General features: G+C 32.4%; 26 protein-coding genes. 14 read left to right on the top strand and 12 right to left on the bottom strand.

Annotation, left to right across the window (positions count from 1 at the left end; translation table 11 throughout):
• A complete protein-coding gene (locus ACXIHB_RS08205) occupies window positions 1-771 on the top strand; it encodes a class I SAM-dependent methyltransferase (RefSeq protein WP_462098038.1) in 771 nt (256 codons plus the stop codon).
• On the opposite strand, the gene ACXIHB_RS08210 is transcribed toward ACXIHB_RS08205, so the two are convergent.
• Window positions 768-1,739, bottom strand: a complete 972-nt coding sequence (locus tag ACXIHB_RS08210; protein WP_047790003.1) for an FAD:protein FMN transferase — start codon at window positions 1,737-1,739, stop codon at window positions 768-770. The two genes, ACXIHB_RS08205 and ACXIHB_RS08210, sit on opposite strands and share 4 nt — an antisense overlap.
• Window positions 1,740-1,863: 124 nt before the next feature.
• Between ACXIHB_RS08210 and ACXIHB_RS08215 the strand changes: the two genes are divergently transcribed.
• From ACXIHB_RS08215 to ACXIHB_RS08265, 11 genes are all read left to right on the top strand, one after another.
• Window positions 1,864-2,712, top strand: a complete 849-nt coding sequence (locus tag ACXIHB_RS08215; protein ID WP_159614269.1) for an OmpA/MotB family protein — start codon at window positions 1,864-1,866, stop codon at window positions 2,710-2,712.
• A 189-nt stretch (window positions 2,713-2,901) separates the two neighbouring features.
• Window positions 2,902-3,357, top strand: coding sequence for a 50S ribosomal protein L13 (gene rplM, locus ACXIHB_RS08220; protein WP_047790001.1), 456 nt, complete (start codon window positions 2,902-2,904; stop codon window positions 3,355-3,357).
• Window positions 3,358-3,359: 2 nt separating this feature from the next.
• A complete protein-coding gene (gene rpsI, locus ACXIHB_RS08225) occupies window positions 3,360-3,746 on the top strand; it encodes a 30S ribosomal protein S9 (protein ID WP_047790000.1) in 387 nt (128 codons plus the stop codon).
• A 142-nt stretch (window positions 3,747-3,888) separates the two neighbouring features.
• On the top strand, window positions 3,889-4,635 hold the full coding sequence (gene rpsB, locus ACXIHB_RS08230; protein WP_125065928.1) for a 30S ribosomal protein S2: 747 nt from the start codon (window positions 3,889-3,891) through the stop codon (window positions 4,633-4,635).
• 92 nt (window positions 4,636-4,727) lie between these two features.
• Window positions 4,728-5,696, top strand: a complete 969-nt coding sequence (gene tsf / locus ACXIHB_RS08235) for a translation elongation factor Ts (protein ID WP_047789998.1) — start codon at window positions 4,728-4,730, stop codon at window positions 5,694-5,696.
• 110 nt (window positions 5,697-5,806) lie between these two features.
• On the top strand, window positions 5,807-6,517 hold the full coding sequence (gene pyrH / locus ACXIHB_RS08240) for a UMP kinase (protein WP_047789997.1): 711 nt from the start codon (window positions 5,807-5,809) through the stop codon (window positions 6,515-6,517).
• Window positions 6,518-6,564: 47 nt separating this feature from the next.
• Window positions 6,565-7,119, top strand: a complete 555-nt coding sequence (gene frr, locus ACXIHB_RS08245; protein ID WP_047789996.1) for a ribosome recycling factor — start codon at window positions 6,565-6,567, stop codon at window positions 7,117-7,119.
• 96 nt (window positions 7,120-7,215) lie between these two features.
• A complete protein-coding gene (locus ACXIHB_RS08250; protein ID WP_462098039.1) occupies window positions 7,216-9,579 on the top strand; it encodes an efflux RND transporter permease subunit in 2,364 nt (787 codons plus the stop codon).
• Between the two features lie 147 nt (window positions 9,580-9,726).
• A complete protein-coding gene (asnS, locus tag ACXIHB_RS08255) occupies window positions 9,727-11,160 on the top strand; it encodes an asparagine--tRNA ligase (RefSeq protein ID WP_462098040.1) in 1,434 nt (477 codons plus the stop codon).
• A gap of 83 nt (window positions 11,161-11,243) precedes the next feature.
• Complete coding sequence (gene rpoN, locus ACXIHB_RS08260) at window positions 11,244-12,707, top strand: RNA polymerase factor sigma-54 (RefSeq protein ID WP_462098041.1); 1,464 nt, start codon at window positions 11,244-11,246, stop codon at window positions 12,705-12,707.
• Window positions 12,707-13,306 (top strand): hypothetical protein, encoded by a 600-nt coding sequence (locus tag ACXIHB_RS08265; protein ID WP_462098042.1) that lies wholly within the window; start codon window positions 12,707-12,709, stop codon window positions 13,304-13,306. The genes rpoN and ACXIHB_RS08265 overlap by 1 nt, the downstream gene beginning before the upstream one ends.
• Here the strand turns inward: ACXIHB_RS08265 and ACXIHB_RS08270 are convergent.
• From ACXIHB_RS08270 to ACXIHB_RS08295, 6 genes are all read right to left on the bottom strand, one after another.
• Window positions 13,301-13,969: a porin family protein gene (locus tag ACXIHB_RS08270; protein ID WP_253679520.1), complete on the bottom strand. Its 669-nt coding sequence runs from the start codon at window positions 13,967-13,969 to the stop codon at window positions 13,301-13,303. The genes ACXIHB_RS08265 and ACXIHB_RS08270 overlap by 6 nt on opposite strands.
• A gap of 86 nt (window positions 13,970-14,055) precedes the next feature.
• Window positions 14,056-14,526 carry an ExbD/TolR family protein gene (locus ACXIHB_RS08275; RefSeq protein ID WP_047789990.1) on the bottom strand — a complete coding sequence of 157 codons (471 nt, stop codon included), beginning with the start codon at window positions 14,524-14,526 and terminating at the stop codon, window positions 14,056-14,058.
• Between the two features lie 17 nt (window positions 14,527-14,543).
• Complete coding sequence (locus ACXIHB_RS08280; RefSeq protein ID WP_073182085.1) at window positions 14,544-15,170, bottom strand: ExbD/TolR family protein; 627 nt, start codon at window positions 15,168-15,170, stop codon at window positions 14,544-14,546.
• A gap of 6 nt (window positions 15,171-15,176) precedes the next feature.
• Window positions 15,177-15,620: a hypothetical protein gene (locus tag ACXIHB_RS08285; RefSeq protein WP_462098043.1), complete on the bottom strand. Its 444-nt coding sequence runs from the start codon at window positions 15,618-15,620 to the stop codon at window positions 15,177-15,179.
• Window positions 15,621-15,627: 7 nt separating this feature from the next.
• Window positions 15,628-16,356 carry a MotA/TolQ/ExbB proton channel family protein gene (locus ACXIHB_RS08290; RefSeq protein ID WP_073182089.1) on the bottom strand — a complete coding sequence of 243 codons (729 nt, stop codon included), beginning with the start codon at window positions 16,354-16,356 and terminating at the stop codon, window positions 15,628-15,630.
• 252 nt (window positions 16,357-16,608) lie between these two features.
• Window positions 16,609-17,640 (bottom strand): asparaginase, encoded by a 1,032-nt coding sequence (locus tag ACXIHB_RS08295; RefSeq protein ID WP_073182090.1) that lies wholly within the window; start codon window positions 17,638-17,640, stop codon window positions 16,609-16,611.
• A gap of 94 nt (window positions 17,641-17,734) precedes the next feature.
• On the opposite strand from ACXIHB_RS08295, the gene ACXIHB_RS08300 reads away from it, so the two are divergent.
• Window positions 17,735-18,433, top strand: a complete 699-nt coding sequence (locus tag ACXIHB_RS08300) for a zinc metallopeptidase (RefSeq protein ID WP_047789985.1) — start codon at window positions 17,735-17,737, stop codon at window positions 18,431-18,433.
• Window positions 18,434-18,545: 112 nt separating this feature from the next.
• On the opposite strand, the gene lepA is transcribed toward ACXIHB_RS08300, so the two are convergent.
• From lepA to ACXIHB_RS08320, 4 genes are all read right to left on the bottom strand, one after another.
• On the bottom strand, window positions 18,546-20,342 hold the full coding sequence (lepA, locus tag ACXIHB_RS08305) for a translation elongation factor 4 (protein WP_047789984.1): 1,797 nt from the start codon (window positions 20,340-20,342) through the stop codon (window positions 18,546-18,548).
• Between the two features lie 167 nt (window positions 20,343-20,509).
• Window positions 20,510-20,707, bottom strand: a complete 198-nt coding sequence (locus tag ACXIHB_RS08310) for a hypothetical protein (protein WP_073182094.1) — start codon at window positions 20,705-20,707, stop codon at window positions 20,510-20,512.
• A gap of 10 nt (window positions 20,708-20,717) precedes the next feature.
• Window positions 20,718-22,109: a radical SAM protein gene (locus ACXIHB_RS08315; protein ID WP_073182096.1), complete on the bottom strand. Its 1,392-nt coding sequence runs from the start codon at window positions 22,107-22,109 to the stop codon at window positions 20,718-20,720.
• Complete coding sequence (locus ACXIHB_RS08320) at window positions 22,090-22,842, bottom strand: prolipoprotein diacylglyceryl transferase (RefSeq protein ID WP_047790050.1); 753 nt, start codon at window positions 22,840-22,842, stop codon at window positions 22,090-22,092. Before ACXIHB_RS08320 ends, ACXIHB_RS08315 begins: the two co-directional genes overlap by 20 nt.
• Window positions 22,843-22,907: 65 nt before the next feature.
• Between ACXIHB_RS08320 and dusB the strand changes: the two genes are divergently transcribed.
• Complete coding sequence (gene dusB / locus ACXIHB_RS08325; protein WP_462098044.1) at window positions 22,908-23,909, top strand: tRNA dihydrouridine synthase DusB; 1,002 nt, start codon at window positions 22,908-22,910, stop codon at window positions 23,907-23,909.
• An 8-nt stretch (window positions 23,910-23,917) separates the two neighbouring features.
• Here dusB and ACXIHB_RS08330 read toward each other — a convergent pair whose 3' ends face one another.
• Window positions 23,918-25,120 (bottom strand): ABC transporter permease, encoded by a 1,203-nt coding sequence (locus tag ACXIHB_RS08330; RefSeq protein ID WP_462098045.1) that lies wholly within the window; start codon window positions 25,118-25,120, stop codon window positions 23,918-23,920.
• Window positions 25,121-25,133 lie beyond the last annotated feature (13 nt).

Consider the following 25,133-nt stretch of genomic DNA (forward strand, 5'->3'; position numbering starts at 1 on the left):
GTGTCTTTATTTAAAACGATACTTAATACTATTCCTAGACCTATATTAATCAAAGCCAGTTATTGGGCTCGTCCCATTATTACTTGCTGGTTAAAAGGAGATAACTTTACAGATCCGATTGACGGAAAATCATTCAAAAAGTTTTTACCTTACGGATATGGAGTTCAACGTAAAAATGCACTTTCTCCTTCTACACTGTCACTAGAAAGACATCGTTTAATGTGGCTTTTTTTACAACAGGAAAGCAACTTCTTTTCTTCGGATAAAAAGTTAAAAGTATTACATATCGCTCCTGAGCAATGTTTTTTAGATCTTTTTAGAAAACAAGCGAACCTAGAGTATACTACTTCTGATTTAGAATCACCTATAGCAGATGTAAAAGCAGATATTTGCGACCTTCCTTTTGAAGACAACTCTTTTGATGTAGTGTTTTGTAATCATGTGCTGGAACATATCCCTGACGACACAAAGGCGATGCAAGAATTGTATCGAGTAATGAAAGTTGGTGGATTTGGTATTTTTCAAATTCCGCAGGATTTATCAAGAGAAGTTACTTTTGAAGATAATTCTATTACCGACCCTAAAGAACGCGCAAAAATATTTGGTCAGTACGACCATGTACGTGTGTACGGTCGTGATTATTTTAATAAACTACGTTCTGTAGGATTTAAAGTTGATGAAATAGACTACACAAAAAAAATCGCTCCAGAAAAACTAGAACGATTTGCTTTAATGAAAGGCGAAATTTTGCCTGTATGTTACAAAAACTAGTTTACGAATTCTGCTAGTTCTCCTGCTTCATTATGATATAACAACACCACTTTAAGCTCTGGATGTTCTTTTAGAAACTCTTTTGTTTTTTCTAAACCCATTGCTAAAAAAGCCGTTGCATAGGCATCTACATCGGCGCAGTCACCTTTTAATCGAACTGACACACTTAACAAATTGCTCTCTTCTGCTAGTCCTGTTTTGGCATTTACCGTGTGTACTATCTTTTTTCCTTCAGTATTTAACTTGTACTTTCTATAATTCCCTGAAGTTGCCATAGATTCATTATCCAGCTCAATTATTTTTTGAACAGAACGTGTTCCATCAGCATTTGGCTTTTCAATCGCTACTTTCCAAAGCTTTCCGTCTTTTGTTCCTCTAGCTCTAATCTCTCCTCCTATTTCTACTATATAATCATCAATGTTTTTCGACTCTAAAAACCTCCCAACAACATCTACTCCATAACCTTTAGCAAAAGCATTAACATTAAACTCTATATTTTCACTATCTCTATGAACTTTTCTGTTTTTTAACACAACTTTATCAAATCCTACATTCTCCATCAAAGCCGCTATTTCTTCAGAGGTCAAATCTTTCTTTTCTTTTCCTGAGCCAAAGCCGTAAGCATCTATCAATCTACCAATCGTCGGATCAAAATAACCATCAGTTTCCTTGTAAATTCTTTTAGCCTTTTCAAAAACTTCTACAAACATATCATCAACTATTACAGTGGTGTCTCCTTGGTTAATTTTTGAAATATCAGAAGTAGGCATGTATGTAGACAATGATTTGTTTACCAAATTAAACAAACTATCAATAGGTTTTTGATAATCAACCTTATTCAAATAGGTTATATGATATGTAGTCCCAAAAACAGCTCCTTGTAATTTAGTTATCTTTTCTTTTTTTTCTTCCTTACAAGCTATTACTAACAATAATGAAACTACTAAAAGCGTTATCCTTTTAATCATCTTTAAAAAATTTAGTCACAAAAATAATGTATTCACACTTCATAAAAGATTGTTAATTCTCTTTTTTGTGTCTTCATTTTTATAAATTTGCTCAACGTTTAATATATCTAAAAAATAGAATAAAATGAGAAAAATATTTTTATTCCTTACTGCTTCAATCTTATTAGCATCTTGTGCTTCAACGAAAGAATTAGAAGCTATAAAAGCTAAACACGAACAAACTAAAGAAGAATTACTAGCTGTAAAAGCTAACTTGACCAAATGTTTAGTTGAAAAAGAAAACTGTGAAGAAAAGGCATTTTCTTTAGAGTCCAGAGTTACAGAACTAAAGAGAGATAAAGAAAACACTTTACAACAAGTTGAAAACTTAACAGTTTTAACTAAAGGCGCTAATGATAACATTAAAGAGACATTATCTCAATTAAGCAAGAAAGATAAGTACATCAACAAAATTAGAGAAGCTGCTTCTAAAAAAGATTCTTTAAACTTAGTAGTTGCTTTTCACTTAAAAAGAGAATTACAAGACGGTATTGATGACGAAGATATTGAAGTAAATGTTGAAAAAACAGTTGTATTCATTTCAATTTCCGACAAGTTATTATTTAAAAGTGGAAGTTACACTATTAACGACAAAGCTTCTAAAGTGTTAGAAAAAGTTGCTACTGTAGTTAACGGACAGCCTCAAATGGATGTAATGGTTGAAGGACATACAGACAACACTCCTGTTTCAGCTGGATCAGCCTTAAAGGATAACTGGGGATTAAGTGTTTTACGTTCTACTGCTATCGTTCGTGAGTTACAAGGAAAGTATAATGTTGCTCCTGAAAGATTAATCGCAGCTGGTAGAAGTAGTTATGTTCCTTTAGTAGAAAACAACAGTCCTGCTAACAAAGCCAAAAATAGACGTACAAAAATTATCATTTTACCAAGATTAAATCAGTTCTTTGATTTATTAGATCAAAAAGTGGAGTAATTTTTAAACACATAATTCAAAAAAAGCATGCCTTTAGCATGCTTTTTTTATACTCTTTACTCAGTTAAAATAAGCAATAGAAAAATTAAACTAACACGCTATTTGTCAATCAAATAATTAATCGTACATTTGCAGACCTTTTTAAAGGATAAAATTAATTATTAATAAACAAAAACTAATCGTGTAATTATGAACACATTAAGTTACAAAACAGTATCAGCTAATAAGGCTACCGTAAACAAAGAGTGGGTTTTAGTTGATGCGGACGGGCAAACATTGGGTCGTCTAGCTTCTAAAGTTGCAAAACTTATTAGAGGTAAGTACAAGCCAAATTATACTCCTCACGTAGATTGTGGAGACAACGTTGTTATTATCAACGCTGAAAAAATTAACCTAACTGGTAAAAAGTGGACAGACAAGTCTTACATTCGTCACACAGGTTATCCAGGAGGCCAAAGATCATTAACTGCTTCAGAAATGTTCGAAAAAGATCCTACAAGATTAATCGAAAAAGCAGTTAAAGGTATGTTACCTAAAAACCGTTTAGGTAGCGCGTTATACAAAAACTTATATGTTTACGCAGGTACAGAGCATGGTCAAGAAGCTCAAAAACCTAAAACTATTAACCTTAACGATCTTAAATAATTATGGAAACTGTACACAAAATAGGTAGAAGAAAAACAGCTGTTGCTCGTGTTTATGTTTCTCAAGGAAGTGGAAACATCACTATCAACAAAAGAGAGTTTAAAAACTATTTCACTACACCAACTTTACAATACAAAGTTCAACAACCTTTAATGTTAACTGAAAACTTAGAGGCTTACGATGTAAAAGTAAACGTATACGGTGGTGGTGTTACTGGTCAAGCTGAAGCTATTCGTTTAGCAATTACTAGAGCATTAGTTGCTATCAATGAAGAAAATAAAGCTGTATTAAAGCCAGAAGGATTATTAACTCGTGATCCAAGAATGGTTGAACGTAAGAAATTCGGTCAGAAGAAAGCACGTAAGAAATTCCAGTTCTCTAAACGTTAATATTTTACTGAACTTGTTTCAGTATTTAAATGTTTCGAGACTGTTATTTATAAATCAATTTTTAACAGTTTAGTATCTAAATATTTCAGACTTAATAACTACTGAAATATTGCGAAAACAGAACGTAAACACATTTATTAAAATGGCAAACATTCAAGAATTATTAGAAAGTGGTGTTCACTTTGGGCACTTAACTAGAAAGTGGAACCCTAACATGGCTCCATACATTTATACAGAGCGTAATGGTGTTCACATCATCGATTTGTACAAAACTTCAGCTAAAATTGACGAGGCTTCTGCTGCGTTACAAAAAATAGCTAACTCAGGACGTAAAATCTTATTCGTTGCTACTAAAAAGCAAGCTAAAGATATCGTTGCAGAAAAAGCTAAAGCTGTAAACATGCCTTACATTACTGAGCGTTGGCCAGGTGGTATGTTAACAAACTTCGTTACTATCCGTAAAGCCGTTAAGAAAATGACTTCTATTGATAGAATGAAGACTGATGGTTCTTTTGATGCATTATCTAAAAGAGAAAAATTACAAATTACCCGTCAACGTGAAAAATTAGAAAAGAACTTAGGTTCAATTTCTGATATGACTCGTTTACCGGGAGCTTTATTTGTAATTGATGTAAAGAAAGAACACATTGCTGTTGCTGAAGCACAAAAATTAAACATTCCAATCTTTGCAATGGTTGATACAAACTCGGATCCAAGACCAATCGACTTTGTAATTCCTGCAAATGATGATGCTTCTAAATCTATCGATAAAGTATTATCGTATGTAACTGATGCAATTGCTGAAGGCTTAACAGAAAGAAAAGCTGATAAGGAAAAAGCTAAAGCTGAAAAAACAGCTGATGCTCCAGCAAAAGAAGAAGCAAAATAATTTTTTAATTTAAAGGTTTCATTACATTGGAACCTTTAAATTTTTACAACTTTGTACAACAATATATTTACAACTAAAAAATAACGATAGAAATGTCAGTAAAAATTAGCGCTGCAGACGTAAAGAAATTAAGAGAAACTACCGGAGCTGGTATGATGGATTGTAAAAAAGCATTAGTAGAAGCTGAAGGTGATTTTGATAAAGCTATTGAAATTTTACGTAAAAAAGGACAAAAGATTGCTGCTAAAAGAGCAGATCGTGAGTCTACTGAAGGTGTGGCAATCACTAAAATTAGCGATGACAACACATACGGTGTTGCTATCGTATTAGCATGTGAAACAGATTTCGTAGCTAAAAACGATTCATTCAAAGCATTAGCGCAAGAATTTGTTGACATCGCTTTTAACCACAAAACAAAAGAAGAGTTCTTAGCTGCTGATTTTGGTGGTGTAACTGTTGCTGAAAAATTAATCGAGCAAACAGGAGTTATCGGTGAAAAAATCGATATCACTGCTTTCGAAAGAATTGAAGCACCATACGTAGGAGCTTACACTCACGTTGGTAAAATTGCTGCAATGGTAGGTTTAACTGCTGCTGTAGATAATGCTGCTGAGTTAACTAAAGACTTAGCTATGCAAGCTGCTTCAATGGGTGCAACTTCTTTATCTTACAAAGATTTTGATCCTGCTTATGTAGCTTCTGAAACTGAAGCTAGAATTGCTGCGATTAAAAAAGACAACGAAGAATTAGTACGTTTAGGTAAAACTTTAAAGAACGTTCCTCAATTTGTTTCTCGTTTACAATTAACTGATGAAGCTTTAGCGAAAGCTGAAGGAGAAGCTAAAGAGCAATTAAAAGCTGAAGGTAAACCAGAACAAATCTGGGACAAAATCTTACCAGGTAAAATGGAAAGATTTATCTCTGACAATACTACTTTAGATCAAGAACAATGTTTATTAGATCAAAAGTTTATTAAAGACGAAAAGAAAACTGTTGCAGAATACGTTTCTTCTTACGGTGATGTTGAAGTTAAAAACTTCGTAAGGGTTACTTTAGGATAATTCTCAACGACAATTTTATATGAAACCATCCATTTTTGGATGGTTTTTTTTTATGTGTTAAAATTAGAATAAAAAAAATATGTAGCTTTGCACAACTTTCAACAAAACAAATGCAATACAAAAGAATTCTTTTAAAATTAAGTGGTGAGGCACTAATGGGTGAGCGTCAATATGGAATTGACCCAAACAGACTTAAAGAGTATGCCCAAGAGATAAAACAAGTTATAGATAAGGGTGTAGAAGTAGCCATTGTAATTGGTGGTGGAAATATTTTTAGAGGAGTTGCTGGTGCTAGCCAAGGTATGGACCGTGTACAAGGTGACCATATGGGAATGTTAGCTACTTGTATTAATGGCTTAGCTTTACAAAGTGCCTTAGAAGACCAAGGAATTCACACTCGTTTACAAACTGCTATTGAAATTAAAGAAATTGCAGAACCATATATTAAACGTCGAGCTAATCGTCACTTAGAGAAAGGACGCGTAGTAATTTTTGGTGGAGGAACAGGAAATCCGTATTTTACAACCGACACTGCAGCTGTTTTAAGGGCTATTGAAATAAATGCAGACGCCATTTTAAAAGGTACACGTGTTGATGGTATTTATACAGCAGATCCAGAAAAAGATAAAGATGCTGTTAAGTATGAAAACATTACATTTAAAGATGTTATTGAAAAAGGCTTAAAAGTAATGGATATGACAGCCTTTACCTTGAGCGAAGAAAACAAATTACCAATTATTGTTTTTGACATGAACACACAAGGAAATCTTCTAAAACTTGTTTCTGGAGAAAATATTGGAACAATAGTTGACAACGAATAAACCGAAAAATTACCCTCAACCTATTTGAGGTTTTAAATACGAACAAAATGAACGAAGAGATTGATTTTATTTTAGATTCGACTAAAGAGGCAATGGATAAAGCTATTAGCCACTTAGAAAAAGAATTAGCAGGTATTAGAGCAGGTAGAGCTACTCCTGCTATGTTAAGTACGATTATGGTAGATTACTACGGTTCTCAAACACCATTATCACAAGTGGCAAACGTAAACACTCCTGATGCTAGAACCATATCAGTTCAACCATGGGAAAAAAACATGTTACAAGAAATCGAAAAAGCAATAATGCTTGCTAACATCGGTTTTAACCCAATGAATAATGGAGAAAATATTATAATTAATGTTCCACCATTAACAGAAGAGCGTCGTAAAGGATTAGCTAAACAAGCAAAAGCAGAGGCTGAACACGCTAAAGTAGGTGTTCGTAATGCTCGTAAAGACGCAAACAATGAAATTAAAAAAGTTGATATTTCTGACGATATGAAGAAAAATGCTGAAGCTGATGTTCAGAAATTAACTGACGATTACGTAAAAATAATCGACGAAAAGTATACTGTTAAAGAAAAAGAAATTATGACTGTATAATTTCTTTTAAGAAATAGTTAAAAAAGAGCATCATATGATGCTCTTTTTTTCGTTTTATTAATTCATTTAGCATAACTTTGCTGAAATTTTTTTTGGATGACTTTTTGGACTAAAATCGCAGGCTTCTTATTGCGAAATCGTTACTTAGTTTTAATTACTATTGCTATAATTACAGGGCTTTTAGTCACTCAAATGAAACATATGCGCTTCTCCTATACAGAAGCCAATTTACTTCCTACAGACCATGAGGTTAATATAGAATACAATAAGTTTTTAGAAATTTTTGGAGAAGAAGGCAACCTCATTATATTAGGAGTAAAAGATTCTACAATATTTACTCCTCAAAAATTCAATGCTTGGAATAAACTTGTTAAAGATTTAGATAGTTTAACACAAGTGGATTTTACTGTTTCTATTGCTGATGTTCAGCAGTTAAAAGCAGATAGAAAACAAAGAAAATTTGTTGTTGAACCACTTTTTGAACAAGCTCCTTCGACTGATGAAGAAATAAAAAATATAAAAAAACAACTTTTTGAGAAGCTACCTTTTTATAACAACCTATTATACAACGATAAAGGCACTTTACAAACAGCAATTTATTTAAACAAAGATATTGTAAACACCCCTATTCGTAGAGATTTTGTGTTCGACATTCTAATTCCAACTATAAACTCTTTTGAAAAAGATCATAATATTGATGTTCGTGTTTCTGGTATGCCCTACATTAGAACCTTAAACTCTCAGAATATAACTGACGAAATGGGAATTTTTGTAATTGGTGCATTATTAATAACAGCCATTATCTTTTTCTTCTTTTTTCGTTCATTTAGAGCCACTTTTATTACACTACTTGTAGTTAGCATTGGAGTAACATGGGCTTTTGGGTTTATGGGATTATTCCGCTATGAGATTACAGTATTATCTGCTCTAATTCCACCATTAATTATTGTAATTGGTGTACCCAATGCAGTTTTTCTAATTAATAAATATCAACAAGAAGTAAAAAAACACGGAAATCAGGCTAAATCTTTACAACGTGTAATTTCAAAAGTTGGAAATGCTACATTAATGACCAATATTACTACCGCTTCTGGTTTTGCCACTTTTATATTTGTTAAAAGTAGACTAATGCGAGAGTTTGGTGTTTTAGCCTCTGTAAACATCATCAGTATTTTTATTCTAGCATTATTAATCATTCCAATTATATATAGTTTTATGCCTCTTCCAGAGCAGAAACATTTGAACCATTTAGAAAAAAAATGGATGGGAAATGTTGTTTCTTGGATGGAACGTATGGTAAAAAAACAACGAATTGCCATTTATATCACTACTGTTTCCATAATAATTTTAAGTATGATTGGCCTTTACATGATTCGTGTATCAGGTAGTTTGATTGAAGATATGCCTAAAGGAAAACAGTTTTATAAAGACATTAAGTTTTTTGAATATGAGTTTGGGGGAATTATGCCTCTAGAAATTTTAATTGACACCAAGAGAGAAAAAGGTGTTATGAAGCTTTCTACTTTAAAAAAGATGGAAAAACTCAATGAAACTATTGAAACTTTCCCTGAATTATCCAAGCCTATATCTATAACCAATCTTGTAAAATACTCTAAGCAAGCCTACTATAACGGAAATCCTAAATACTATCAACTTCCAACAAGTCAAGAAAAAAGCTACATTTTTTCGTACACTAAAAACTCAGATAGTAACTCTGGAATGCTAAAAAATTTTGTGGATAATACTGGTCGTTATGCACGTATTACCACTTTTATGAAAGATATTGGTACTGATAAAATGGATATTATCCAAGAACGACTACAAGCTGTAATCAATAAGCAATTTCCTGATGAAAAATTTGATGTTTCATTAACAGGGAAAGCATTAGTGTTTTTAAAAGGAACCAACTATTTAATTAAAAACTTAGTTATTTCACTATCATTAGCTATTATATTAATATCTATTTTTATGGCGTGGATGTTCCGTTCACCTCAAATGATATTAATATCATTAATTCCTAACATGCTTCCTTTATTAATTACTGGTGGATTGATGGGATTCTTTGATATACCTATTAAACCTTCAACAATTTTAGTTTTTAGTATTGCTTTCGGTATTTCAGTAGATGATACTATTCACTTCTTAGCTAAATATAGACAAGAGCTGCTGGCCAATAACTGGAAAATAAAACCTGCTGTTTATTCAGCATTAAGAGAAACTGGAGTAAGTATGTTCTATACTTCAATAGTCCTTTTCTTCGGTTTTTTAGTATTTACTATTTCAAGTTTTGGAGGTACTATTGCATTAGGAGGTCTAGTTTCAATTACATTATTATTAGCTATGGTTTCAAACTTACTATTATTACCTTCTCTTCTACTTTCTTTTGAGAAAAGAATAGCTAATAAGAAAGTTTTAAAAGAAACTAAATTTAAAATACTACCTCCAAAAGAAGACAAGTAAATATTCAAAAACAACCATTTTAAATAAATATGGTTGTTTTTTTATTAAAGCTAACTTATAAAAGTTAACTCTTTATTCTTGGGTCTCTTTGTTGCTAATTAACAGCAAAAAAGTATCTTTGCTTGATTTTATTGAAGACATAAAGACATGAAAAGAAGTAGCGTTAAAGATTTATTACAATCTGACAAATTTTTACAAGAAGTACACGTAAAAGGGTGGGTAAGAACTTTTAGAAGCAATCGTTTTATTGCTTTAAATGATGGTTCTACTATTAATAATATTCAGTGTGTTGTAGATTTTGAAAATACCGACGAAACTTTATTAAAAAGAATAAATACTGGAGCAGCTGTAAGCATTCAAGGTACTTTGGTTGAAAGTCAAGGTAAAGGACAAACAGTAGAAATTCAGGTAAACAATTTGGAAATCTTAGGAGATTCAAATCCTGATGAATATCCAATTCAGCCCAAAAAACACAGTTTAGAGTTTTTACGTGAAAATGCTCATTTACGCGTAAGAACTAACACTTTTAGTGCTGTAATGCGTTTACGTTCTGCATTATCATTTGCAGTACATCAGTACTTCCAACAAAACGGGTTTTACTATGTAAATACTCCAATTATTACAGGTTCTGATGCTGAAGGCGCTGGAGAAATGTTTAAAGTAACTCAGTTTGAAGCAAACAAAGCTCCTGTAAACGAAGAAGGTAAAATTGATTATTCTAAAGATTTCTTTGGAAAAGAAACTAACCTAACAGTTTCTGGTCAATTAGAAGGTGAAACCTATGCGATGGCATTAGGTAAAATATATACTTTCGGGCCTACTTTTAGAGCTGAGAATTCTAATACTACACGTCATTTAGCAGAATTTTGGATGATTGAACCAGAGGTGGCTTTTAACGATTTAGATGCTAACATGGATCTTTCTGAAGACTTTATTAAATATGTATTACAATATGTATTAGACAACTGTAAAGATGATTTGGCTTTCTTAGACAATCGCTTAGCGCAAGAGGAAAAAACGAAACCTCAAGCGCAACGTAGTAAAATGGGCTTAATAGAAAAATTAAAATTTGTTGTAGACAATAACTTTAAGCGTGTAAGCTATACAGAAGCAATAGATATTTTAAGAAATTCCAAGCCTAACAAGAAGAAGAAATTTCAATTTCCTGTTAACGAGTGGGGTGTTGATTTACAATCAGAACACGAGCGTTATTTAGTAGAAAAACACTTTAAATGCCCTGTAATTTTATTCGATTATCCAGCAAATATAAAAGCATTTTACATGCGTTTAAATGAAGATGGTAAAACAGTACGTGCTATGGATGTTTTATTCCCTGGAATTGGAGAAATGGTAGGAGGTTCTGAAAGAGAAGAACGCTTAGACGTTTTAAAAGAAAAAATGGCTGAACTAAATATTCCTGAAGAAGAATTATGGTGGTACTTAGACACTCGTAAATTTGGTACAGCTGTACACTCTGGATTTGGTTTAGGTTTTGAACGTTTAGTTTTATTTGCAACTGGAATGAGCAATATTCGTGACGTTATTCCTTTTCCAAGAACACCTCAAAACGCTGAGTTTTAAAAAAATCATAAAACTTATAAATATCAATCGTCATTCCTTTACGAATGGCGATTTTTTTTGTCCTATTTCATATCTTTGTATATATGCTAAAACAAAGTTTACATCAAAAATTACTTCAAAAATTATCTCCACAACAAATACAGTTGATGAAGTTAATTCAATTGCCTACGCAAGCTTTTGAAGAACGTTTGAAACAAGAAATTGAAGAAAATCCCGCATTAGATACTGGTAAAGACGAGCCTGAAAATTTTGAGGATAGCTTAGCCAATGATGTTGATTATGACGATTCGGGTAATGAAAAAATAGATGCTGAAGATATAAACATTGATGAGTATTTAAGTGATGATGAATACCCTAGTTATAAAACGCAAACTAACAACTATTCTTCAGATGATGAAGACAAGCAAATTCCTTATGCAGCAGGTACTAGCTTTCATCAATCTTTAAAAAATCAATTAAATACATTTAGAATTGATGAAGAAGAAAGGGCCATTGCCGAATTTTTAGTGGGTAGTATTGATGATAGCGGTTATATACGTAGAGATATTATAGATCTAGTTGACGACTTAGCTTTTACCCAAAATGTTTTTACTACTGAGGAAAAAGTACATAATGTTTTGGTAAATGTTGTTCAAAAATTAGACCCTACTGGTGTAGGTGCTTTAAATTTAAAAGAATGTTTAATCATTCAATTAAAAGCTAAATCTGAAAATGAAAGCAGAGCATTAGCGATAAGAATTTTAGAAGAAGCTTTTGATCATTTTGTTAAAAAGCACTACAAGAAGCTTTTAGAAAAATTCAATATTTCTGAAGAACAATTAAAGGAGATTATTAGCGAAATAAGCAAACTAAACCCAAAACCTGGAAGTTCTTACGCTGGAAATAATAAAATAGCAGAGCAAATAGTTCCTGATTTTTCAATTAAAATTATTGATGGGAACTTAGATTTAACTTTAAATGCTCGTAACGCTCCAGAATTGCATGTTTCTAGAGAATACAACAATATGTTAAAAGGGTATCAAGATTCTAAAGAGAAAACTAAATCTCAAAAAGATGCTGTACTCTTTATAAAGCAAAAATTAGATGCTGCAAAATGGTTTATTGATGCTATAAAACAACGTCAGCAGACCCTTTTAGTAACAATGAATGCGATTATGCATCGTCAGTCAGCATATTTTTTAACAGGTGATGAGCGTAAGTTAAAACCTATGATTTTAAAAGATATTGCTGATGAAATTGGCATGGACGTCTCAACTGTTTCTCGTGTTGCTAGTAGTAAGTATGTTTCTACACCTTACGGTACAAAATTGATTAAGGAATTCTTTTCTGAATCAATGAAGAACGACCAAGGAGAAGATGTTTCAACTAGAGAAATTAAGAAAATTTTAGAAACTGTAATTACAGAGGAAGACAAACGAAAGCCCCTTACCGATGAGAAATTATCTAAAATTTTAAAAGAAAAAGGATACCCCATCGCTAGAAGAACAGTTGCTAAATATCGTGAACAATTAGACATTCCTGTCGCGAGGTTACGCAAAGAAATTTAATGCGATGGCATAAATTCATATCAACCATTCTTCACCCTATTGTAATGCCTACTATAGGAGTTATATTGTATTTCCTACTTTCTCCAATAAGCTTAAATAAACAACAACAATATACTATATTGGCAATAGTATTTGTAGCTACATACATTATACCTATGCTTCTGCTAGTTTTCTTAAAGTCTATTGGTCATATAAAATCTTTTCGCGTACATAGTATAAACGAACGAAAATTTCCAATTTTCTTTATGATGACTTTATTTTTAATTCTAGGAAAAATGTTTGCTAGTATGAGTATTTTAAAAGACGTTAGCTACCTCTTTTACGGAACTGTATTTGGTTTAGGCTTTATTTACTTGCTATTTCCTTTTAAAATTAAAGGAAGCCTCCATTTGTTGTCTATGGGAGTTGCTGTTGGATATTTCTTATTGTTTCAACAAATACAAGCTGTTTATGTACTCCCTATAATTATATCATTTATTTTTTTAGCTGGCCTTCTTGCAAGCTCAAGATTACATTTAAAAGCTCATAAGGTAAGAGAAGTATACTTAGGTTTTTTTATTGGCTTATTAAGTCCTTTTATTGCCTATTGTGTATTATAGTAAATAAAAGCTTAGGCCTAATTTAACTATTTTACTATCTATTGATTTTCCATTCAGAGTTACATTTTTAAACATAGGTGACAATCCGTAATATACATGGAAATTAAATGTACCATAACCTGCAGACAAAGTTAATCCTGCTTGCCATTTATTGTATTTTTCAACATTTGAAAAACTAACTCTTCCTGTTGGTGAATCGTATCGAAAACTATTACTTATGTTATAAGAGACTTTAAAACCCGCATAAAAACGCCAAAATGAATACGTATTTGCATCTGAAGATCGCCATCTAAACTGAATAGGCATTTCTAAATTGTGAAGTTTTATTTTGTTGGATGAAATGTCAGGGTCAGTTTCATACTCTTTTACATTTCCTTCTAGCACTTTTAACCCATGACTGAATGAGTCATAATTATACCCTAAACCTATAGCGATTGCTGTTCTACCATTTATATTAAAGGGTATATCCTTCATGTAACCGACACCTAGACCATAAGAGAAACCAGTCTTCCCGATTCCATCTGGTTGATCTTGTAATAAGTTATATGTTATATCAATGTATAACTGATCTTCCCAATACTTATCTCCTAACTGTAAAGAATCTTTCTGGCAAAAAGTAGTTAATGACAGAAAAAACACGAAAAAACTTACTATATACTTCATAGATAATTAACTAACGATAAAGATACTTTTTTTGTATAAAAAAAGAGCAATCAATAGATTGCTCTTTTTGTTTTATTTAAAAGTAATTACTTCTTAATAACATCTCCCTTGTGAGTAGATAAACTTAATTTAAGAGCGTTAACATCTCTTAATTTCTCACGAATGTCAGCTAATGTACCTACACTCGATTCTCTATCTGCTTTTATAGAAGTTGTCATAAAAGGTACTTCTGCTTCAGAAACATTATCTCTTTCAAGATAGATAAAAGAAGGAACTTCATCTGGAGTCGCTATTTTATCATTTAACTGTATTCTATTGTACCCTGTTCCATACTTTGGGTCTTTAGCTTTACCAACATAAATTGTACTCACCAAACTTTTACGCTCAAGCTTCTTTACCTCACTGGCACTTGGTAAACGAGGTGAATCTATTTGCAAATCTGTTTCTCTCATGGTAGTAGTTACCATGAAGAAGAATAATAACATGAAAACAATATCTGGTAAAGATGCCGTGGATAATGCTGGCAATCCTTTTTTCTTCTTTTTAAATTTAGACATATTCTATTGTTTTACTATTATTGAACGTTTGTTGGTTCAGAATCAGATATAATTTGAGGATAACTCGCTTTAATATCTTCAACTTTCTTTCTTAATGACTCATCTTTTCTTGCGCTGTCTTTAAAAGCTTGTTCTAACTCAGTAAAGCTCATACCATATTTCTCTTGGCACAATCTATCACGCAACTCTGTATAAGCCCTTAATAACTCATTCTGTACAGCTACATACGTACCGAATTCAGTACCTCTATCGCTTTCAACAGAAATTACTGCTTTGTTTGGATGATCTGACGACTCAGGGTCTTTTTCACCTTTACAGTAATCACAAGCAGCTCCTGCTTCTTTTCCTGGCATTGGATTACCAATACCTCCACCATTATCTATAAATTTGATTGCTGCATCTTTTAAGTCTTTCAACTCCATAATTTCTTCTTCAACTAAAAGTTGATTATTACGGTTGATACTAACTTGAAAAATATTTTTCTCTTTAATAATTGGTGGCTCTACATCAGTTTTTTCAGCTAACTTTTTTGGGATACCTGAATCAACATCCATTGTAGTTGTTACAAGGAAAAAGATAAGTAGCAAGAAGGCAATATCTGCCATCGAACCTGCATTAATTTCTGGGTTTTCTCTTCTTGCCATATTAACTTATGATTTAACTATTCCTTTTAATAAATCCCAAACAAAGAAACCTCCTGCGATTACTATTAATATAATACTTAGCCAAATACCTGTACTTGTGTATTTAGAAACACTACTACCTGCTTCAGCTACAACCTCTTTAGTAGCCCCTAAAACTTGGCTATCACTAGCAAGCATATAAGAAATTACTAATAACACTCCCATCGCTAATAAGCCAAGTAATGACTTCTTCAAAGCTTCTGGATTCTTAAATAAACTCAAAATTGAAGCTAAAACTGTAACTCCTGCTGTTAATATTAGTAATATCAGCGAATAAGTTACTAACGGAGAAACTGCCTTTGATAAAGCAATTGGATCCTCTTCATCAGCTCCCATTGTCATAATAAACAAGACTATCCCTACTAGAGAAATCAATGCTACTATTATTGTTATTAATTTACTGTTCTTCATTCTTTAATTATTTTTTATACTTAGCTAGTAAGTCGATTAAAGAAATAGATGCATCTTCCATATTATTAACAATACTATCTACCTTAGAGATAATGTAGTTATAAAAAATTTGTAAGATAATTGCTACTATTAATCCAAATACTGTAGTTAAAAGTGCTACTTTAATACCAGTTGCTACTACTGCAGGAGAAATATCGTTAGCTACAGCAATCGAATCAAATGCTCCGATCATACCAATTACAGTCCCCATAAATCCTAACATTGGTGCTAACGCAATAAATAACGAAATCCATGAAATGTTCTTTTCTAATAAGCCCATTTGTACACCACCGTATCCTACAACAGCTTTTTCAGCAGCTTCTAATCCTTCATCTGCTCTTTCTAAACCTTGGTAAAAGATAGAGGCAACAGGACCTTTTGTATTTCTACAAACTTCTTTAGCAGCTTCTACACCACCTGAACTTAATGCTTCGTCAACGCTAGCTACTAATTTTTTAGTATTAGTTGTAGCCATGTTTAAATAAATAATTCTTTCAATTGCAATGGCTAAACCTAAAATTAAGGCTACTAATACAATTCCCATAAAACCAGGCCCACCATCAATAAAGTATCTTTTTAAGATTTGGTGAAAAGTTTCTGATCCTTCTGCCGCTGCTGCGTCTTGAGCATAAGTTGACTGAATAGCTCCTAAAAACATAAATCCTGCAATAGTTAGGATATTTACTACTTTTTTCATTTTGTTATAATTAATTTTAAATAGTTAACGGGTTAAAAATACAAATTTTACCATGAAAAACTTAATTTTTTACAAATAAGTAATTCTTTACTTGTACTTATTACGCTTTTAATTTTACAGAGTGGCAAGTAACAAAAAAATGTTGGTACATTAAAAAAAATCTCTAGGATTTCTATTAATCACTCCTTTTTTAACTCTTTTCTATACTATTTCAAGCAGTTACAAGCACAAAATTAACGATTTATTTACAAACTATGCCATTTCTCCCCTTAGGGGTGTTTGAAAATAATGCGTAAAATCTTCTTTTGAAAGCTTTTCTCCTAACAAATACATCATTTTTGCAATGGCTGTTTCTGTTGTAATATCCTTACCATCAACAATACCAATGCGTTTTAATTCTGAACTTGTTTCATAATGTCCTAAAATTACACTTCCTCCTTTACATTGAGTTACGTTAACTATGTAAATTCCTTTGCTAACCGATTCCTCTAATAAATCAACAAACCATTTTTCGGTTGGTGCATTTCCTGATCCGTAAGTTTCTAAAATAATACCTTTTAAATCTGGGATATTCATAAAACTTCTCACTACAGATTCTGTAATACCTGGAAATAACTTTAAAATAGCCACGTGATTATCAAGGTTCTTTCTTACTACTAAATCACTTTGATTTTCTTTAGGTTTAAGTAATAATGGATAATTAAAGTTTAAATGCACACCACTTTCTGCTAAAGGGGGATAGTTCATAGAAGCAAATGCTTCGAATTGTTCAGCATTTATTTTTGTAGTTCTGTTTGCTCTATATAATTTATATTCAAAATATAATCCTACTTCTTGAATTACTGGTTTGCCATTTTCATAGGCTGATGCTACTTGTATAGATGTAATTAAATTTTCTTTAGCATCTGTACGTAAATCTCCAATAGGCAATTGTGATCCCGTAAAAATCACAGGCTTTTGTAAATTTTCAAACATAAAGCTTATTGTAGACGATGTATACGACATGGTGTCTGAGCCCGTTAGCACTACAAATCCGTCAAACTTGTCATAATTATCGGAGATTATATCTGCTATTTGTATATAATAATGTACACTCATGTTTGATGAATCAATTGGTTCATCAAACGATATTGTATTAATTTCGCAATTAAGCTGCTGTAATTCTGGAATTTTACTTGAGATTTGACTAAAATCAAATGCTTTTAACGCTCCCGTATTATAGTCTTTAACCATACCAATAGTTCCGCCTGTGTAAACTATTAAAATTTTAGGTTGATTTGCCATTTTGACATTTTTTTATACCGTTAATAATTTGGAATAATTTATGTTGTAAATTTAACCAACAAAAATGATACAAAATTTTAAAACTATATAGATTATGATAGGATTTTATATTCTAATTGGTATTATATCTCTTTTCAGTTGGTTAGTGAGTAATACGTTAAAAAGAAAGTTTAAAAAATACTCTCAAGTTCATTTACGAAACGGGATGAGTGGTGCTGAAATTGCACAAAAAATGCTAGCTGATCACGGTATTTACGATGTTCAGGTAATTTCTACACCAGGTATGTTAACCGATCATTACAACCCGCAAAACAAAACTGTAAACTTGAGTGAAGCTGTGTACAACCAACGAAATGCTGCCGCAGCTGCTGTTGCTGCTCACGAGGTAGGGCATGCTGTACAGCATGCTAGAGCTTATCAATATTTACAAATGCGATCTAAACTAGTACCTATGGTAAGTATCACTTCTCGTTTTTCTCAATGGATGGTAATTGGTGGTATTGCTTTTGGTGCTGCTTCTGGTAGTACAGGTATTGGTTTTTATATTGCTTTAGCTGGTTTAGCATTTATGGCTTTAGGTACTGTTTTTAGCTTTGTTACCTTACCTGTTGAGTATGATGCGAGTAATAGAGCCTTAGCTTGGTTAGAAAATAAAAATATGGTTACTCGTGAGGAACTAGCTGGATCTAAAGACGCTTTAAAATGGGCTGCAAGAACGTATTTAGTAGCTGCTCTAGGTTCTTTAGCAATGCTATTGTATTGGGCTTTGCAAGTTTTAGGAAATAGGGATTAAAATTCAATGTAACAATTTGGAAATTTGATAATCTAATATAAAAACCCCGTTTTGATGAAATCAAAACGGGGTTTTTATATGTTCTTGTTTATCTATTCTAATTTCAAAAAAACTAGTCATTCAACTTCAACACTGCCATAAACGCTTGCTGTGGAATTTCTACATTTCCTACTTGACGCATACGTTTTTTACCTTTTTTCTGCTTCTCTAATAATTTACGTTTACGAGAAATATCTCCTCCATAACATTTTGCAGTTACATCTTTACGTAAAGCTTTTACAGTTTCACGAGCAATAATTTTTGCTCCAATTGCTGCTTGAATAGGAATATCAAATTGTTGTCTTGGAATCAGTTCTTTTAACTTTTCACAAATACGTTTTCCTATTGAATACGCATTACTATCGTGTAATAGAGCTGAAAGCGCATCAACTATTTGTCCATTAAGTAACATATCTACACGAACTAACTTTGACTTTTGCATTCCTATTGGATGATAATCGAACGACGCATATCCTTTAGATACTGTTTTTAATCTATCGTAAAAATCAAAAACGATTTCTGCCAACGGCATATCAAAAATTAACTCCACTCGCTCTGGAGTTAAATAAGTTTGATTTACAATTTGTCCGCGTTTTTCAATACAAAGCGACATTACTTGTCCTACAAAATCGGCCTTTGTAATAATTGAAGCTTTGATAAATGGTTCTTCTACCCTATCTAACTTTGATGGATCTGGTAAATCTGATGGGTTATTCACTATAATAACCTCATCAGGATTTTTCTTCGTGAATGCATGGTAACTTACGTTAGGAACCGTAGTAATTACCGTCATATTAAATTCACGTTCTAGACGCTCTTGAATAATTTCCATGTGTAACATTCCTAAGAATCCACATCGGAAACCAAAACCAAGTGCTGCTGAACTTTCTGGTTGAAAAACTAAGGAAGCATCATTTAATTGTAGCTTTTCCATTGAAGCACGTAGTTCCTCGTAATCTTCAGTATCTACAGGGTAAATTCCTGCGAATACCATTGGTTTTACATCTTCAAATCCTTCAATTCTATCAGTAGTTGGATTGGCAAAATCGGTAATAGTATCTCCTACTTTTACTTCCTTCGCTGCTTTAATTCCTGTAATTAAATACCCTACATCACCTGTTTTAATTTCGTTTTTTACAACTTGGCTTAGTTTTAAAGTTCCTACCTCATCGGCTCCATACTGTCTACCTGTAGCCATGAACTTTATTTGTTGATTCTTTTTAATAGAACCATCAATTACTCTAAAGTAGGTTTCAATTCCACGATACGAATTGTATACTGAATCGAAAATCAATGCTTTTAAAGGTGCATCGGGATTTCCACTCGGTGCAGGAATTTTTTCAATAATTGCCTTTAAAATATTATCTACTCCAAAACCTGTTTTTCCACTTGCGTGAATTACATCTTCTGGCTCACACCCTAATAAATCAACAATATCATCTGTTACTTCCTCTGGGTTTGCTGAAGGTAAATCTACTTTATTTAATACTGGAATAATTTCCAAATCATTTTCTAACGCTAGGTATAAGTTAGAAATAGTTTGTGCTTGTATACTTTGTGCCGCATCTACAATTAGCAATGCTCCTTCACATGCTGCAATAGAACGAGAAACTTCATAAGAAAAATCTACGTGACCTGGAGTGTCAATTAGGTTTAATATATAATCTTCACCTTCATAAACATAATCCATCTGAATAGCGTGTGATTTAATGGTAATTCCACGTTCACGTTCTAAATCCATGTTATCAAGTAACTGATTTTGTTTTTCACGCTCAGTAACCGACCCTGTATAATCTAATAATCTATCTGCAAGGGTACTTTTACCATGATCAATATGTGCAATTATGCAAAAATTTCTAATGTTCTTCATTCAATGTAAAGTTTCTCAAGCCATTTCTAAACATGTAACATAAACTTTTATTAGCTCAATATCTAGAATGGATTCATTCGTCGTAATTCTAACTACTTGTAATTTGCAAAGATACTTTATTTGCAGGCTACTACAAACAAAATAAATAGCGAAAATTATACTCTTATTTAGGTAAGCATACTACCACATATACCTAATCCGATTATCAGATACAAAACAGCTAGTATATAAAATATTTTTGAAGCTGTTTTACTTTTTTTTCTAATAGCTGCTCCAATAACAGCTAGTAACACGGGTGGACCAAACATAATTAAACCTATAATTACGAATAAACCTGAAAGATCGCCTACTTCTAAAAATACCATATCCTTTTTCTTATATTTCTTGTCTTAACTTTTCTAAATATTCTTTTTTATCATCTCTATAAAAGAGATTCATTGTCTCAAAAGGAATAATTTTATTGTCTTTGTCTACTATATGCACGCATGATTTTTTTACCGCTCGTACATCAAAATTATAAGCATCAATAAACTGCATAATTATAACTCTAAATAAATTATCGTACCCTAGCTCTGGTGCATCAATATTTGGTAAACAACACATGATTGATTTTAAATTTTCTTCTGCCACTTCAACAGAATTCCCCGTACTAAATAACTCTATCATTTTTCCGTGTAGCGCTTCATCTTGCTCATAAATAATGGTGTTTTTACTGTTATCTAACAAATCATTGGGATTAATATACCTAGTTAACGGAAACACTTCTCCTCCCAATTTTAGAGCATATCCCATTACCAAAGCATCAGGATTACAAGGTACTGGAATTAAATCGTCAGCGTTGAAAACATCTGTTTGTTCCATTATTTTTCTTCTAACTTCAGTAAGCGTCATTCTATCCGTTTCTGGATTAAAGCCTTCTAACCTTCCAGCTATTTGTGTTGGTTGAAACGTAACCCCTCTCACACACTTTTGCTGCAAGGCATAATCAATTACTTTACCTATTTCGTGATCATTTAATCCTTTTTGAAGCGTAACTACTAAAGTTGTTGATAGATTTAACTTATTCAAGTTTTCGATTGCTTGTCTGCGAATTTCATTCAAGTCTGCTCCTCTCAACTCTCTCAACACACTATCTTCAAAGGAATCAAACTGTAAGTAAATTTCAAAATCGGGTGTATAGGTTTTCAATCGTTCAGCAAAAGCAACGTCTTTCGCTATTTTAATCCCGTTAGTATTCAACATTAAATGTCGGATAGGAAGTGATTTTGCATAGTCTAAAATTTCCCAAAATTGAGGGTGTATCGTTGGCTCTCCTCCACTGATTTGTACTACATCAGGTTCTTTTTCATTTTTCACCACAGCATCTAACATCGCTTTTACTTCTTCTAGTGTTCGATGGCGTCCATACGTAGGTGATGAACCTGCATAACAAGTAGGGCAAGTTAAATTACATCTATCGGTAACCTCAACAACGGTTAAACATGAATGCTGTTCATGATCTGGACATAATCCGCAATCATAAGGACATCCATAATCTGTTTTTGTATTAAACGTATAGGGCATTTCACTAGGTTTGTTATAGTTTCTGATATTTTTATAATATTCAATATCATCTGCTATTAACACTTTTGAACTTCCATGTTCTCTACAACGCTTAAGCATATAAACCTTGTCGTCTTCAAATACAATTTTGGCATCTACTCTTTTTAAACATTCAGGACATAAACTCAATGTAAAATCGTAGTAGTTATATTTTCTTTCTGGCATTTTTTATTTTTAGAATTATAAATTTTGTGTAATATACATAACAAACTATACATAGTATTTGAATAGTACTTAAACCAAAAATTAAAAAAGTATTGGGTTTTAAAAACTCTATACAAAAGCGAAAACCAAAATAAGCTAACATAAAAAACTTAAAAAGTTCTCCTGATTGTAAAATGTATTCTTTCTTTAGGTATTTTAAACTGATGAATAACCCTACTAAAAACACAAGCTCATATAATGCAACTGGGTGCCTTAATACTCCATCCCCTAAATCCATACCTAAGAAAGAAGCAGTTTCTCTTCCATAAGTAAATTCATTAATTCCAGAAAGAAAACATCCTATCCTTCCTATAAAAATTCCTACAATTATTGGGAGCACAAACAAATCACCCGACGATTTTGTTTCTCCTATTATTTTTTTCGCAATTTCAACACCTAACAAGCCACCAAACAAGCCTCCCATAATTGTTTTTGTATTCAAAATTTGAATTATGTTTTCTGTAGAAAAAGAGACTAAAGGATTTTCTAACACTCCCACCAATCGAGAACCAATTAAAGCTCCAGCTGCAGCTCCTAAAATAATTGACAACCTATTCTGAGAAGAAATATCGTCTTCTTTTTTCTTACGCAAGAAAACATAATAACGAAAAGCTAAAAAAAATGCTAAATATTCTAAAACAAGATGAATATTAATCGTGTAACCGAACAAAATAGGCTCAAAAGGAAGTTTCAATAAAAAAGTTTGTGAGTTAAAAAGCGAAATATACATAATTACTTAAAAAAAAGTAACTTTGCAGCATGATAAAAATAGGTAACATAGAACTTCCTGATTTCCCGCTGTTATTAGCGCCAATGGAAGATGTGAGTGATCCACCGTTTAGAGCTTTATGCAAAGAAAACGGTGCTGATGTGGTGTATACTGAATTTATTTCTTCGGAAGGATTGATTCGCGATGCAGCAAAGAGTGTAATGAAGCTAGATATTTACGAAAAGGAGCGCCCTGTGGGGATTCAAATTTTTGGCGCAAATTTAGATTCTATGTTACGTTCGGTTGAGATTGTTGAAAAAACGAATCCAGATATTATTGATATCAATTTCGGTTGCCCAGTAAAAAAAGTAGTTTCTAAAGGAGCTGGGGCTGGAATTTTAAAGGATATTGACTTGATGGTAAAACTTACCGAAGCCATGGTTAAACACACCAACTTGCCTATTACTGTAAAAACTCGTTTGGGTTGGGACCATGATTCTATTCGAATTGTTGAAGTTGCCGAACGTTTGCAAGATGTTGGTTGTAAAGCAATCTCTATTCATGGGCGTACGCGTGCTCAAATGTACAAGGGTAATGCTGACTGGGCTCCAATTGCTGAAGTAAAGAACAACCCAAGAATGCATATTCCTGTGTTTGGAAATGGGGATGTTGATTCTCCTGAAAAAGCCATGGAAATGCGTGACATATACGGATTAGATGGTTGTATGATTGGTCGTGCTTCTATTGGATACCCTTGGTTTTTTAATGAGGTAAAACATTATTTTAAAACTGGCGAACATTTATCTAAACCAACAATTTCTGAACGTGTTGACATGGCTCGTCGTCATTTAGAAATGTCTATTGACTGGAAAGGTGAACATTTAGGTGTTGTAGAAACAAGAAGACACTATACAAACTATTTTAAGGGAATTCCACATTTTAAAGAACACAGAATGAAAATGGTTACTTCTGACGATCCTAAAGATGTTTTTGCAGCTTTTGACGAAGTACAAGCTAAGTTTGGAAATGCAACGATTCCTGAAATAGGGTAAATAAAAACTTATCGTTCAATAAAACTTTTTGAAATCCTTGAACTTGCAATTTTTGCTGCTAAATATCCTAAAGCTGAAATTGTAACAACTACTACCACTAAGTTTAACCACTTAAACTCTACTGGGTATGCTAAATTTTGCGTAATCATTAACAGCTCAAAACGTTGTTGTATGATTACAATGATAACACCTAAAGCAATTCCTATTGTCATTCCTACAAGTGTTAGCAAGAAACCTTGCAGTACGAATATCTTTTTTATATCTTTTATACTACTTCCTAAATTAAACAGCGTTTTTAGGTTTTGACGTTTATCGATAATCATCATGATAATTGACCCTATCACATTAAACAAAGCTATAGCAACAATTAACGTAAAGATTAAATACGAAATGAAGTTTTCGGTATTAATCACTTTATAATATAACGTATTTAACTGTGCGCGGGTTTGCACTTTTAATTCATCTCCTAAAACATTTTGTAAGTTATTTTGGAATGTATCAAGATTTACCCCTTCTTTTAAGCGAAGTTCAACACCCGTAATTTGATTATCGTCGTATCCTAACAATTCTTGAGCAAGTGAAGTTTCAGTAAACACATATTTGTTCTGAAATTCTTCCGCACCTGTATATACTCCTACTATTTGTGTAGAAACAGATCGAAAAGCATTATTAGCATTGATAAATCCTTTTCCTGGTTTAGGCACTAAAATTTGAAGTGCTTCCCCAAAATTAAAAATACCCAGTGATAGTTTATACGATATTCCATACCCAACTACCGCCGTATTTTTATACTCTTCGTCAATCCAAGTACCTACTGTCAGCAAAGAATCAGTCGGAGTAATTCTTGGATAATTAGAATCTACTCCTTTAATTTGAGCTATGTGCTCTTTGTTTTTATACTTTAAAAAAACACGTTCTTCCACTACTTTTGATGCAGCTTCTATCTCTTTGTTTTGCTGTAAAATACTATCTATTTTTTGAGAGTACAGGAAAGTCTTTCCTTTAGATGCGGTAATTTTTATATCGGGATCAGAAGCATTAAGTAATGAATCACTAAACGTTTTTAATCCTGAGAAACCAGATAATACAACAAACAAAGCCAACGTACCAACTACAACACCAAAAACAGCTATTGCTGTAATTATATTTATTGCATTAGTACTTGTTTTAGAAAACAAGTATCTCTTAGCTATGTATAAAGGAAAGTTCAAACATTCATAAATT

This window comes from Tenacibaculum sp. IMCC1, from assembly GCF_054906355.1.

Bases quoted from the DNA above. Each gene is read 5' to 3' on its own strand.
- ACXIHB_RS08295 (WP_073182090.1), bottom strand. From the start codon at position 17,640: ATGGCAAATCAACCTAAAATTTTAATAGTTTACACAGGCGGAACTATT.
- lepA (WP_047789984.1), bottom strand. From the start codon at position 20,342: ATGAAGAACATTAGAAATTTTTGCATAATTGCACATATTGATCATGGT.
- dusB (WP_462098044.1), top strand. From the start codon at position 22,908: ATGATAAAAATAGGTAACATAGAACTTCCTGATTTCCCGCTGTTATTA.
- ACXIHB_RS08280 (WP_073182085.1), bottom strand. From the start codon at position 15,170: ATGGCAAGAAGAGAAAACCCAGAAATTAATGCAGGTTCGATGGCAGAT.
- rpoN (WP_462098041.1), top strand. From the start codon at position 11,244: ATGCTAAAACAAAGTTTACATCAAAAATTACTTCAAAAATTATCTCCA.
- ACXIHB_RS08265 (WP_462098042.1), top strand. From the start codon at position 12,707: ATGCGATGGCATAAATTCATATCAACCATTCTTCACCCTATTGTAATG.
- ACXIHB_RS08270 (WP_253679520.1), bottom strand. From the start codon at position 13,969: ATGAAGTATATAGTAAGTTTTTTCGTGTTTTTTCTGTCATTAACTACT.
- asnS (WP_462098040.1), top strand. From the start codon at position 9,727: ATGAAAAGAAGTAGCGTTAAAGATTTATTACAATCTGACAAATTTTTA.
- ACXIHB_RS08210 (WP_047790003.1), bottom strand. From the start codon at position 1,739: ATGATTAAAAGGATAACGCTTTTAGTAGTTTCATTATTGTTAGTAATA.
- rplM (WP_047790001.1), top strand. From the start codon at position 2,902: ATGAACACATTAAGTTACAAAACAGTATCAGCTAATAAGGCTACCGTA.
- ACXIHB_RS08275 (WP_047789990.1), bottom strand. From the start codon at position 14,526: ATGTCTAAATTTAAAAAGAAGAAAAAAGGATTGCCAGCATTATCCACG.
- tsf (WP_047789998.1), top strand. From the start codon at position 4,728: ATGTCAGTAAAAATTAGCGCTGCAGACGTAAAGAAATTAAGAGAAACT.
- rpsB (WP_125065928.1), top strand. From the start codon at position 3,889: ATGGCAAACATTCAAGAATTATTAGAAAGTGGTGTTCACTTTGGGCAC.
- ACXIHB_RS08250 (WP_462098039.1), top strand. From the start codon at position 7,216: ATGACTTTTTGGACTAAAATCGCAGGCTTCTTATTGCGAAATCGTTAC.
- frr (WP_047789996.1), top strand. From the start codon at position 6,565: ATGAACGAAGAGATTGATTTTATTTTAGATTCGACTAAAGAGGCAATG.
- ACXIHB_RS08315 (WP_073182096.1), bottom strand. From the start codon at position 22,109: ATGCCAGAAAGAAAATATAACTACTACGATTTTACATTGAGTTTATGT.
- ACXIHB_RS08290 (WP_073182089.1), bottom strand. From the start codon at position 16,356: ATGAAAAAAGTAGTAAATATCCTAACTATTGCAGGATTTATGTTTTTA.
- pyrH (WP_047789997.1), top strand. From the start codon at position 5,807: ATGCAATACAAAAGAATTCTTTTAAAATTAAGTGGTGAGGCACTAATG.
- ACXIHB_RS08300 (WP_047789985.1), top strand. From the start codon at position 17,735: ATGATAGGATTTTATATTCTAATTGGTATTATATCTCTTTTCAGTTGG.
- ACXIHB_RS08215 (WP_159614269.1), top strand. From the start codon at position 1,864: ATGAGAAAAATATTTTTATTCCTTACTGCTTCAATCTTATTAGCATCT.
- rpsI (WP_047790000.1), top strand. From the start codon at position 3,360: ATGGAAACTGTACACAAAATAGGTAGAAGAAAAACAGCTGTTGCTCGT.
- ACXIHB_RS08310 (WP_073182094.1), bottom strand. From the start codon at position 20,707: ATGGTATTTTTAGAAGTAGGCGATCTTTCAGGTTTATTCGTAATTATA.
- ACXIHB_RS08285 (WP_462098043.1), bottom strand. From the start codon at position 15,620: ATGAAGAACAGTAAATTAATAACAATAATAGTAGCATTGATTTCTCTA.